We start from the raw sequence: 9,407 nt of genomic DNA, 5'->3' as shown, positions 1-9,407 counted from the left end.
AGGCATGCAATTAACTATTCAAATTATAAGCTATTGTCGCCTCAACGCAAGGGCTGATCGTATTTTTCGAGGTGCCCATAAGACCATCAACAAATACTCCCCTAGCGCCTTGCCATCCAGCGCGGCTGAGGGAAACCGGAGTTGGGCGCTGAAACGAGCCATGGCGCCATTAAGAAAAGTGGTACTGGCTGCCCGCTGGGTTGGTATTCATCAGGTGGGTACAGCGTCAAGAGCCGCTGAACTATGGGTTTCCGTTTCCGCCGCTCCACCCGCCTGGGCCCGCTGCGCTTCAACTACCGCTTCGCGGGCCTGCGGCTACAGCAAGGGCGGGTTGAGCTCGATCTCTGTTGGTGGGCGGGGTGGTTCTTTCAACATCCCGGTAAATCGCAGTGGCGGCCCCCGGTCGACCGTGGGGCTGCCGAGCACCGGTCTGAGCTGGAGCGTGGAGCACACGCCGGATCGTCCAGCCGTGATCCCTGCAGGGGAAGCGGCCGGCCTGCCCAACAGCCGCCGGCTAAGGCCAGGGCAGCTCGATGCCTTTAAGCAGTCACTGCCAGCGGTGCTGCACAAGGAGCTTTTTGCGCCCGGCTCCACCGGGGAGCAGCTCTGGGACCTGGGCTTGGTGAGCCGTCTGCTTGCTGCTGGCTCCTTAGCTGCACGAACCGATGGCCTGCTGGCTGTGATCGAAACGCCCGAGGTAATGGAGGCATATGTACTGCGGGCTTAGTGGCAGGACGATGCCAAACGCCACGCCCACCGCTGCATCGAGGCGGTTCAGGAAGGCTCTCGCCTGGCCACTGGGCGTGGCTGGCTCTCCTAACCAGGCAATGCATGTTGTCCAACGTTTCGGACTTTGTTGTGTTCACCCCTGTCTGGTGAACAAGAGCTGCATCGCGTCCCGCAGTCAATCTGCGAGGGGGCGATTGCTGCCGAGCTTTGTGCTCCAGATCGAACCTGCCAGCAGATCCTCTGGACTTACAAGGCCCAAGTTCTGGCCTTCCAGCAGCTGCAATTGCTCCAGCGACACCGATAGCTCAGCTTGGAACTCATGAGCTGTTCCGGGATGGATGTGATGCACCATCACCAGCTCCACAGCGAGAGACCGCTAATTGATTTCCTCTACCCCTGCCGAAGTAGTGCCGGCTGGGCTGCAGAAGTCGTGTGGTGAGCTGATGGCTTACGTCGCCTGTTGATAGAGCTCCTCCAGCCGCTCCCTGCTGAAGTCGACGTAGAGGACCTCGTCACCGGGCTCGGGAGCCTCGGGATGGCGCCTTGGCTTGCCGCCACTTCTTTGGGAAGCAAGAGAAGCTGAACCGCGTAGGTTCTGACTCATCAAGGCAAAAGCTCCACCTGCGATGAGCGCAAAGAAAATCAGATAGACAGCAGCCAGGAGGTCGTTCAAGGGAAGGAAAGCTCTTGCCGTAAACCTAGTGCAAAGAATTGTTAACCGTTGGCCACTTTGCCTCGGGCCCATGGGTTCAATGCATCCAGTTTTGACTTGAACAGCGGAGACCCGCAGCAGCGACTGGTCTGCAGTCCCCGCAGACGTGGCTGCGGAAAATCAGCAGAGGGGCTTGAGAAGCAGCACGGTTGCCATCCGAGTCCCCCGTGTTGATGAGGTTGGAGGCTTAGCTGGCAGTGGAACGAGCGCGAACTAGCAGGCCATCCGCCGGCGAGGGGCTAGGGATGACCCTGAGCGTCAGGTCCTGATCCGCCTCCAGCGCCAAGGTCACCTGTTTGAGCAGCCCCACCGCCAGCAGCCGGATCTCCAGCTCCGCAAGCGCCTTGCCCAGGCACACCCGCTCACCACCTCCATAAGGCAGCAAGGTGACCGTGGTGTCACCGTCCAAATGTCGCTGCGGCCGGAAGATTGCCAGATCCTCCGTATCGGCCCCATGGCGCTGGCTGGCGGCGATGCTCACCTGCACCACTCGATCGGCTGGCACCAGTACACCCGCTAGGGCAATGGGCTCCAGGGTGCGGCGGAAGAAACCACCCACTGGCGGGGTCAGCCGCATCACCTCCTTCACGACCGCATCGAGCCGCGGCGCCCGCAGGGCGTCGGTGGCGCTCCCAGCCTCCCCCTCCTCCGGCGGCCACGGCAAGACGTCGAGTTCCTCCCTTAGCCAGTCCAGCTCGGCTGGATGTTGCAGCAGGGTCAGAAGCAAGCAGCTCAGGGCGGAGGCGGTGGTTTCGTAGCCGGCAAACAGCAGCAGCAGAAGCTGCTCCGCCACGTCGTCGTCGCCCAGGGGGAGACCGGCTTCATCGAGGCCACCGGCTAGCAGATCAAGGCCGCCGGCGGCGATGGGTGCTCCAGATGCCATGGCGGACTGCGCCTTCTTGAGCACAGCGCCTAGGCGCTTGAGCAGACGTTGGCGGGCTTGGCGGGCACGGGCGTAGGGGCTGCCGGGCAACGCCAGGGGAAGTGAGAAGAGACCCTGGCACCAGGTTTCAAAATCCACGAACAGGGCTTCGCGATCGATGGGGTCAAGCCCCAGCACCGTGCTCGCAATCACGCTGAAGGCAAAACGCCGCAGCTTTGGCACCAGGGCCACCGGCGCGTCTGAAGCGAGCAGCTCCTGGCTGAGCTCGTTGACCAGCGCCACGATCGTCGGGCTATAGCGCTTGAGGGCAGCAGAGGCGAACAGCTGGCCCACCACCCGGCGGCGGGCTTTGTGGTCGGCGCCGTTGCGGTTCGCCAACGACAGGGGCCCCAGCAGCTCCCGCACACTGTCGGGCCACCAGCCCTGAACCGCATCGCCCTGGGCAAACAGGTCGCCGATCGCCTGACCGCCGCGAATGAATACGGTCCGTTGCCCCAGCAGGCTGGTTTCGTACACATCGCCGTAGCGCTCGAAGCGAGAGCGGGCGAAATCAGGATCGCGAAAGAAGGCAATGGTCTCGAGCACTCCGCTCAGCGCTGGTGTGCTCGGCAGGGGCTGGAGGGTGGCGGGATCGAGGGGCACCAAAGGCTGCTGGAATAGCGCCAAGGATGTCGGATCACAGCCGGCACCGCGCCGCCACAGACACGCAGCGGTTCAGAAAAACAGGATGCTCAGAAGAGGAAGGCGATGCAGAGGCTCACCAGGGCCAGCCCTGCCAGACCGGTGGCAGCGAGAAGCGAAAAGGATTGAACCACCGGCAGCTCCAGCACGGCCCAAACCTAAAGCAATCCTTAAGGCTCGCAACCATTCCGGCCTGGTCTCGGTGCAATCCTTCGCGGCCACGGAGGCCCGGCTCACGAAAGGCATCACTGCAGCGTGGGCCAGCCTGCCTCTGCTGACGATGCGGCTTGGGCTGATCCGCGCCTGACAATGGCGCTCAGCTGATCGAAGGACAGGGTTCGAGATCCAGATTGTTCCCCCAGATAGCGGCGACATGCTGATCTACCCGCGCCAGTCGGCCTAGGACTAATTGGAGATCAAACGCTGAAAGTTCGCCGTCGGTGCTCCATTTCAGACAAGTGATAGGCATACAGCAGCCTGCGCTGATCGATCTGTTGGTCACTGGGCGGCCCGGAAGCATCAGCCCGCTAACGGCGGAGCTGGGAAGACCGTTAGACAGTCCTCCACCACAAGGCTGTGCTCGGCCTGGTTGTCGACCCTGAACCGTCCCCAGGTCGCCATCGGGTCGGAGCTAAGCGCTTCTGTCGGCAATACAAGGCGTTGGCCGCCGTAGGTGAGCCCTACACAGGTGAGGCTGGCGTCGTCGCCCAGCAGGCTCCAGAGCACGGAGATCAAGCTGCGGTCGTAAGGCGCGGAACTCAGCTCCTCAGGACAATCGACGATCGAGCCCGGCTTCAAGGTGAGGCGCAGGCCACGCTCCCAGCTCAGGAAGGTCCCGTCGTGGGTGGGGTAAAACCAGCAGGTGGCATTGCTTAGCTCGCTTAGCGCCACGCGATCGACGCACCGGAGGCAGGTTGGGTCCTCCGTATCGCCCTGGTAGACACCGAGCCAGTGGTGCCGGGGTTCGATCCGAACCACCAGGGCGGCGCAGAGCAACTGAGTGCCATCACTGCTGCGGCGTTGCTCCCCTGTAAGACGACCATCGACGGGAAGCAGCCCCAGATCGGGATGCTCAGAGCCCCGGTTGAAGATCCGCAGAGCGAAACCAGTGGAGGGCCCCGCAGCCTGCGCTTGCTGCAGAACCTCATGAGACGTAGTGGCGTCAGGCAGCTGTAGTGCCGGGGCCACCACAAAGATCAGCGGTTGGTTCATGGCGATAGCCGTGAGTCAGGGCAATAGCTGGGGTGCCAATCCAACAAACGTGGCCGGGAGGCAGCAAAAGCTAAGAATGCTTGCATAAATTTGCTCCTACCAACTCGGTCCCTGTTGATCGAGGGAGGTGAGTCCAGAGGAAGAAGGCCTAAGCAACACGCCGGCTCATCCGCGGGCGTTGGAGTTGACGGTCACCGGGATGGCGCGCAGCTCGCCAGCGTCTAGTGAGGAGAAAGCAGGCTCAAGGTCATTGGTCGAGCTGAGGTCGTCGAGCACGACCGGCACGATGCCGGCATCGAAGGAGAAGCGACCGGGGCCGTTGAACAGCAGGGCGAGGCTGCCGCCGAGATAGAGAACCACCAGTTCAAGCACATAGATGTTGAACCCGGCTGTGGAGATGTGCTGATAGGCCGCCACTGTCATCGTGCCGCTGAGGGCCAGGGCACCCACGGGCGTAAGCAGGCCGAGGATCACCAGCCAGCTGCCGATCAGCTCCGAGAAGCCGGCGGCGTAGGCGAAGAACAGCGGGAAGGGCAGGTGCAGCGAGGCCACATAGGTGTTGGCGAACTGCTGGGGATCTGCGAGCTTCTCCTGGCCGTGGTGAATCATCAGCCCGCCGATGCTCAGGCGGAGCAGCAGCAGACCGACGGAAGCCAGCAAACCTGGGCGCTGCAGATAGGCGCGGACGGCAGGCGCCACTGCTGCTGCTAGCCCAGCCAGAGGTGCAGACCTAGAGGCGGGAATGTCAATCGCGACGAACCTGTTCATCGAGATGAACCAAAGGGCGACACAGGCGGCCATGAAGCCGCCGAACAGCTCGAGCAGGGTGTACGTGGACACAGGGTCGGGGGTCGTTTTCAAAAATCATGGCAAGCTTCATTAAGGAACGTGAAGCGCCGCGGACATCCAACCCAGCCCTGTAATGGCCGAGCTTCCGGGCGGCGGCTCGGAGCCCCAGACCTCACGGATGCTCCGCCTGGCCGCCAGCATGTAACTAGTTCGTTACAAAACGATGACCACTGGCGAACTGTTCCTTGAGAGCCTGAGCTCCGGGGTAATCACCCAGGCTGAGATCGACTGGCTGCTGAGCCAGCAAGATCACTTTGCCAGGACTGAGCAGGCAGCTATGCAGCGGCTGGGCCGCCTGCTCGATCAAGGGGAGATCCAGGTGGGCTGCCGGGTAGCACCGCAGCCACATCTGCCGCTCCAGGCGCTGAACGAGTGGACCGACCCGCTCGAACCAAGGCACCGATCCTCCCTGGCCCTGGCAGCCTGACGACAAGTCGATAGGAGGGGCGTTTCCAGTTTTTCCGACAGGATCGCCCGCCCATCAGCGCTGAAAGCCAAAAGGCTCAATTGTGCGGCTGACCGCCAGGATTGAAGCTCGCACCGGCCCTTTTCAGCTCAAGACTATTTGCAGCACAGATATATAAATTGCCCTTGAAATAGGGAGATGCGCATAAACACTCGGTCAACATTTTCGTGAGTGGCAAGCAGCAAGCATGAAACAGCCCATCCCTTTGCAACTGTCTCGCAGCCTGCTGGATGCCGCTGGAATATCAGTTTCATTGCATAACCTTGAGAGAATACCTGCCAAAAACAAACTTCTTATTGTCAGCAACCATCGCAGCCTGCTGGATGCTCCACTGCTGATGACGGCGATCGGCCGCCCTGTGCGATTCGCCTGTCACTATTACATGAGTCAAGTGCCGCTACTGCAGCAGGCAATTGCCTTGATGGGCGCCTTTCCGCTCGAGGCAGATCAGAGAAGGCAGGCATCGTTCTTCCGGCAGTCGGCCACGTTTCTGCAAGCCAATCAGGTGGTGGGCGTGTTTCCTGAGGGTGCGGATCCGATGGTGAAGGTCAACGCCCCCCATCAGCTCAGCCCGTTCTACAGGGGTTTTGCCCATTTAGCCCTGAGGGTGCCGGTGGATGGCCTTGCGATCCTGCCGATTGCCATTGCTTCAAGGGAGGAAAAACGGGGAAAGCTTGCTCCGCTTGCCTTGTTTCGGCGCTTTGATCCATCAGAAGCACTGTTTCAACGCGATGGCTGGCATTCTGCAATCCTCTATCGGCATGTTGATGTTCTCTTTGGCCATCCTCTGCTGATCGACGAGAGTTGGAAATCTCGGTATCGAGGTAGCGGCGGAGCTACTACAGCGCGAGAGCTCACCCAAGCCTGTTGGAGCCAGATCGCTGAATTGTTGGCCCGCTGATGCTTATTAGTACTCCTTGATCATGATCGCCACCCCGAAGTCTTTGCGGCTCCTTGCTTGTACACCTGTAACGGCATCACGACCACTGTTTGTCTTTTTGCCGGGCATGGACGGCAGTGGTGCGTTGCTGCAAACACAGGTTGCTGGACTCAGCACTGGCTTTGACATTCGTTGCTTGTCTATACCTCCAGACGACCTCAGAGGATGGGAAGAATTGACCGAGCATGTCGCCGCACTGATCCAGATGGAGCAGCAACGGCATCCTGGGCGAAAGACCACAGTTTGTGGTGAATCATTTGGTGGTTGTTTGGCGTTGAAATTGATCACACGCTTTCCGAAGCTGTGTGACCAACTGATTCTGATCAATCCCGCCTCCTCAGCTCAGCGTCAACCCTGGATCGGTGCCTGCAGCTCTTTGACTCAGCTGCTGCCCACGCCGATTTACCAGCTCTCCACCTTCAGTCTGTGCAATCTGCTGATTGCATCCCATCGGGTCAGCAGGCCCAGGCGGCATCAGCTGCTGGCCGCCATGCAGGCTGTGAAGCCTCAAAGCGCTGCCTGGAGATTGGCATTGCTTAGACAGTTCCGCTTGGAGGATCTGCCCCTGGATCGCGTACGTCAGCCTGTTTTAATCCTGGCCTCAGAAGCGGATCGACTCCTGCCTTCTCAACGCGAAGCGAAGCGATTGGCACGCTTTCTTCCAGACACCACAATCGTTCAGCTTCCGGATAGTGGGCATGCCTGCCTTTTGGAGACTCAACTCAATTTGTCTGCCATCCTCAAGTCTCAGGATTTGTTTTCTGATCTGCCGGCGTCCACGTTGCCAATAGGCGCGCCAGCCCAGGCGGCTGCTGCCCTCTGGTAGCCCGGTGGTGTGGGTGAAGCCTGAGACACAGGAATTGGAATCATGCGGAAAACCGGCCGCGCCTGGCGTTACCACTGCTTAACGTTTCGAAACATTGCATCAAGGCCATGCTGGATTGTGACCTCAGTCGCCAGTTCGTTGTTGAGACCCAGGCAAGAGCCATCGATGCCTGCAGCGACGTGGACGAGCTCAGGCGCATCGCCAAAACGTTGCTGACGGCTTGGCATCTGCAGACCGACATGACGCGGCACTTTGGCGCCCAAGCTCTGGGCATCACCCCGCCATCGACATAAGCCTGTCCACCCTGGCGGTGGGTTGGCTCAACGTCGTGGGCCAAGTCGACGCCGTAAGCGCTTCCCTACTGCGGCGTGTCAGTCGTCTAGCGGTGATCAACTGCCTGGAAGTGCCTTGGCGGTTTATCCGGCAGGGGCTACTGCCGATCGGAGTGCCGTTGATGTCAGGCCCGGCACAATCTCACCTGCGTTTGCGGAAGCTCCCGCCGCCTGAATTCGCCGAATGCTGGTGATCTGCCCCATCACCATGGGGCTCTGCCCATTTCTGCAGCTCAAACCGCGGCTGCGGGGCTGACTTTGTCAGACCCCCGAACGGGTGCTGCAGCGCCTGATGGGTCTATTGATCACTGCGGTGGCGATGCAGATTCTGGTGAACGGACCAGAGGCTGCTTCCCGATCCTGGCCCGAGAGGGGCTGGGAAGGTCAGAGAATGAGCCTGGCCAGTTCCTGATTACTTCCCAACGCCATGCCTGCTGATGTGGTGATCGGGGGGACAACGCTGCGATTGGCAAGGCGAAGCGATGTCGCCGTTGCCCTGCGTGTGGCAGCCCATTTCCAGCGCCGCGTCGCTGAGGACGACTGGCGCCCCTACCAGAGCAGAAAGGATGCGGTACGGGCCTGGACCCGGCTGGGCGGCATCCGCTTTCAGGTGATGGAAGCGCTGAGCCTGTTGAACGAGTCCTGAACCTCTGCTGCGCCCACAGCACAAGGGCATTACGGGCACGCAGGGCAGATCGGCTGAGAGCCGGGGTCTGTTGGTCCCTGAGCTCACCAGATGCCTGGCAGCAGCCTGGCGCTGCGCTGCTGCCAGGCGCTGAATTCCGGGTATTTCGCTGCCATCTGCTTTTCCTTCTGGCCGATGCGCTGCAGGTAGATCAGCACCACCAGAGCCGGCACCAGGTAGGCCCAGATGTTGCCGGCCACCACCGCGAAGCTCAGGTAGCGCAGCAGATCGCCCAGGTAGTTCACATGGCGCACGCGCCGCCATATGCCGTCGCTCACCAGGCCAGCCCCCATCGCTTTAGCGGTAGTTTTCTGCGTATCGGCGCTGGCATTGATCAGGCTGCCGAAGCTAAATAGCACCAGTGCCAGGGCCACGGCGGCCTGGGAGATCGGCACGGGATTGAGAAAGGCCAGCAGCCCCGGCAGGCTGTAGAGCACGCCGATGAACAGCAGGGCGAAGCCAAAGCTCACCACCCCTACGCGCTCGTTGAACAGTTGGCGGGCCCGCTCGGGAAACAGCCACTGCTCCAGCAGCCACCAGATGCAGTAGCTGATGTGCAGGCTGAGGTAGAGCACCTGGCGCATGTCTTGCACCCCGATCACTGCCGCCAGCACCAGCAGCAGCAAGATCGTGAGCACCTTGGCGGTGTTGATTGCCGTGAGTTGGCTCCAGCCCATTAACACACCCGCGTCTGTGTCACCCTACCGGCGCTGACAGTTGGGCCAGGGCCGCGGTGGCTGTGCAGGCCACGCCATCCTCAGCGGCGAGCACCTGGTTCATCACAGGCTCCAGCGCCGGGGCGACTTAAACCGCCATGGCTGGCGATCAGGCTTGTGCGTACCGACGTCGCTGTATGGCGACAAACGCAGCGCCACCGCCCGCCAGGAGTAGCCCACCGCCGATGGCCAGAAACACCAGGGTCTGGAGCAGCAGCAGGAAGATTCCGAGCGCCGAACCAGCCACGATTTGAATTCTGGCCTTGATCAGCAAGGTGAGCAGCAACAGCACGGTGCCCTTAAGAGCCAATACCTGGGCTGTAGTGAACAGGCAGAAGGGATTGAAAAGCACGGCGAGAGTAAGAGCTTGTCCCAT

General features: G+C 61.0%; 13 protein-coding genes. 6 read left to right on the top strand and 7 right to left on the bottom strand.

The window, feature by feature from the left end; genetic code table 11:
* Positions 1-160: 160 nt before the first annotated feature.
* Entirely contained in the window at positions 161-727 is a 567-nt protein-coding gene (locus AC01FP_RS14760) for a DUF4236 domain-containing protein (protein ID WP_474481375.1), read from the top strand.
* Positions 728-904: 177 nt separating this feature from the next.
* Here AC01FP_RS14760 and AC01FP_RS14755 read toward each other — a convergent pair whose 3' ends face one another.
* From AC01FP_RS14755 to AC01FP_RS14735, 5 genes are all read right to left on the bottom strand, one after another.
* On the bottom strand, positions 905-1,081 hold the full coding sequence (locus AC01FP_RS14755; protein ID WP_474481373.1) for an NUDIX hydrolase: 177 nt from the start codon (positions 1,079-1,081) through the stop codon (positions 905-907).
* Positions 1,082-1,177: 96 nt separating this feature from the next.
* The gene (locus AC01FP_RS14750; protein ID WP_474481372.1) at positions 1,178-1,402 is read right to left on the bottom strand and encodes a hypothetical protein; all 225 of its coding nucleotides are present in this window, start codon (positions 1,400-1,402) and stop codon (positions 1,178-1,180) included.
* 226 nt (positions 1,403-1,628) lie between these two features.
* Complete coding sequence (locus AC01FP_RS14745; RefSeq protein WP_474481377.1) at positions 1,629-2,918, bottom strand: cytochrome P450; 1,290 nt, start codon at positions 2,916-2,918, stop codon at positions 1,629-1,631.
* Positions 2,919-3,524: 606 nt separating this feature from the next.
* Entirely contained in the window at positions 3,525-4,217 is a 693-nt protein-coding gene (locus AC01FP_RS14740) for a hypothetical protein (protein WP_474481370.1), read from the bottom strand.
* A gap of 165 nt (positions 4,218-4,382) precedes the next feature.
* Entirely contained in the window at positions 4,383-5,057 is a 675-nt protein-coding gene (locus AC01FP_RS14735; protein WP_474481368.1) for a DoxX family protein, read from the bottom strand.
* A 172-nt stretch (positions 5,058-5,229) separates the two neighbouring features.
* Between AC01FP_RS14735 and AC01FP_RS14730 the strand changes: the two genes are divergently transcribed.
* From AC01FP_RS14730 to AC01FP_RS14710, 5 genes are all read left to right on the top strand, one after another.
* On the top strand, positions 5,230-5,493 hold the full coding sequence (locus AC01FP_RS14730) for a hypothetical protein (RefSeq protein WP_474481366.1): 264 nt from the start codon (positions 5,230-5,232) through the stop codon (positions 5,491-5,493).
* Positions 5,494-5,719: 226 nt separating this feature from the next.
* Positions 5,720-6,433, top strand: a complete 714-nt coding sequence (locus tag AC01FP_RS14725; RefSeq protein WP_474481364.1) for a lysophospholipid acyltransferase family protein — start codon at positions 5,720-5,722, stop codon at positions 6,431-6,433.
* Between the two features lie 22 nt (positions 6,434-6,455).
* Positions 6,456-7,298 carry an alpha/beta fold hydrolase gene (locus AC01FP_RS14720; RefSeq protein WP_474481376.1) on the top strand — a complete coding sequence of 281 codons (843 nt, stop codon included), beginning with the start codon at positions 6,456-6,458 and terminating at the stop codon, positions 7,296-7,298.
* Between the two features lie 107 nt (positions 7,299-7,405).
* Entirely contained in the window at positions 7,406-7,591 is a 186-nt protein-coding gene (locus tag AC01FP_RS14715) for a hypothetical protein (protein ID WP_474481363.1), read from the top strand.
* 466 nt (positions 7,592-8,057) lie between these two features.
* Complete coding sequence (locus AC01FP_RS14710) at positions 8,058-8,276, top strand: hypothetical protein (RefSeq protein WP_474481361.1); 219 nt, start codon at positions 8,058-8,060, stop codon at positions 8,274-8,276.
* 83 nt (positions 8,277-8,359) lie between these two features.
* Here the strand turns inward: AC01FP_RS14710 and AC01FP_RS14705 are convergent, their stop codons facing one another.
* A complete protein-coding gene (locus AC01FP_RS14705) occupies positions 8,360-8,992 on the bottom strand; it encodes a methyltransferase family protein (protein ID WP_474481359.1) in 633 nt (210 codons plus the stop codon).
* A gap of 148 nt (positions 8,993-9,140) precedes the next feature.
* Positions 9,141-9,407: hypothetical protein (locus tag AC01FP_RS14700; RefSeq protein WP_474481358.1), on the bottom strand; the 267-nt coding region annotated here is incomplete at its 5' end.

The organism is Cyanobium sp. NIVA-CYA 375, assembly GCF_056108345.1.
The sequence above is the reverse complement of the archived record's forward strand: the minus strand, read 5'-3'. Positions and strand labels throughout refer to the sequence as shown.